Source organism: Lentilactobacillus rapi DSM 19907 = JCM 15042, assembly GCF_001436255.1.
Lineage (GTDB): Bacteria > Bacillota > Bacilli > Lactobacillales > Lactobacillaceae > Lentilactobacillus > Lentilactobacillus rapi.
Window position 1 is genome coordinate 1 of record NZ_AZEI01000033.1, and the last position, 1,646, is coordinate 1,646.

1 rRNA gene is annotated in these 1,646 nt (G+C 51.0%); it reads left to right on the forward strand.

Annotation, left to right across the window (positions count from 1 at the left end):
- Window positions 1-4: 4 nt before the first annotated feature.
- Window positions 5-1,579: ribosomal RNA gene (locus FD12_RS05095) — 16S ribosomal RNA — on the forward strand.
- Window positions 1,580-1,646 lie beyond the last annotated feature (67 nt).

The following is a 1,646-nucleotide window of genomic DNA, read 5'->3' on the forward strand; positions in this document are numbered from 1 at the left end:
ATTTTAAGATGAGAGTTTGATCCTGGCTCAGGACGAACGCTGGCGGCGTGCCTAATACATGCAAGTCGAACGCGTCTTGGTTAAAGATTTTAGGTGCTTGCATTTAAATGATTTAACATTGAGACGAGTGGCGAACTGGTGAGTAACACGTGGGTAACCTGCCCTTGAAGTAGGGGATAACACTTGGAAACAGGTGCTAATACCGTATAACAACTCAAACCACATGGTTTGAGTTTGAAAGATGGCTTCGGCTGTCACTTTAGGATGGACCCGCGGCGTATTAGCTTGTTGGTGAGGTAACGGCTCACCAAGGCAATGATACGTAGCCGACCTGAGAGGGTAATCGGCCACATTGGGACTGAGACACGGCCCAAACTCCTACGGGAGGCAGCAGTAGGGAATCTTCCACAATGGACGAAAGTCTGATGGAGCAACGCCGCGTGAGTGATGAAGGGTTTCGGCTCGTAAAACTCTGTTGTTGGAGAAGAACAGGTGTGAGAGTAACTGTTCACATCTTGACGGTATCCAACCAGAAAGCCACGGCTAACTACGTGCCAGCAGCCGCGGTAATACGTAGGTGGCAAGCGTTGTCCGGATTTATTGGGCGTAAAGCGAGCGCAGGCGGTTTTTTAGGTCTGATGTGAAAGCCTTCGGCTTAACCGGAGAAGTGCATCGGAAACCGGGAGACTTGAGTGCAGAAGAGGACAGTGGAACTCCATGTGTAGCGGTGAAATGCGTAGATATATGGAAGAACACCAGTGGCGAAGGCGGCTGTCTGGTCTGTAACTGACGCTGAGGCTCGAAAGCATGGGTAGCGAACAGGATTAGATACCCTGGTAGTCCATGCCGTAAACGATGAGTGCTAAGTGTTGGAGGGTTTCCGCCCTTCAGTGCTGCAGCTAACGCATTAAGCACTCCGCCTGGGGAGTACGACCGCAAGGTTGAAACTCAAAGGAATTGACGGGGGCCCGCACAAGCGGTGGAGCATGTGGTTTAATTCGATGCTACGCGAAGAACCTTACCAGGTCTTGACATCTTCTGCCAACCTAAGAGATTAGGCGTTCCCTTCGGGGACAGAATGACAGGTGGTGCATGGTTGTCGTCAGCTCGTGTCGTGAGATGTTGGGTTAAGTCCCGCAACGAGCGCAACCCTTATTGTTAGTTGCCAGCATTTAGTTGGGCACTCTAGCAAGACTGCCGGTGACAAACCGGAGGAAGGTGGGGATGACGTCAAATCATCATGCCCCTTATGACCTGGGCTACACACGTGCTACAATGGACGGTACAACGAGTCGCGAAACCGCGAGGTCAAGCTAATCTCTTAAAGCCGTTCTCAGTTCGGATTGTAGGCTGCAACTCGCCTACATGAAGTTGGAATCGCTAGTAATCGTGGATCAGCATGCCACGGTGAATACGTTCCCGGGCCTTGTACACACCGCCCGTCACACCATGAGAGTTTGTAACACCCAAAGCCGGTGAGGTAACCTTCGGGAACCAACCGTCTAAGGTGGGACAGATGATTAGGGTGAAGTCGTAACAAGGTAGCCGTAGGAGAACCTGCGGCTGGATCACCTCCTTTCTAAGGAAAAACGGAATCCTGCACATTGTCGAAAGTTTTGTTTAGTTTTGAGAGGTCTACTCTCAAA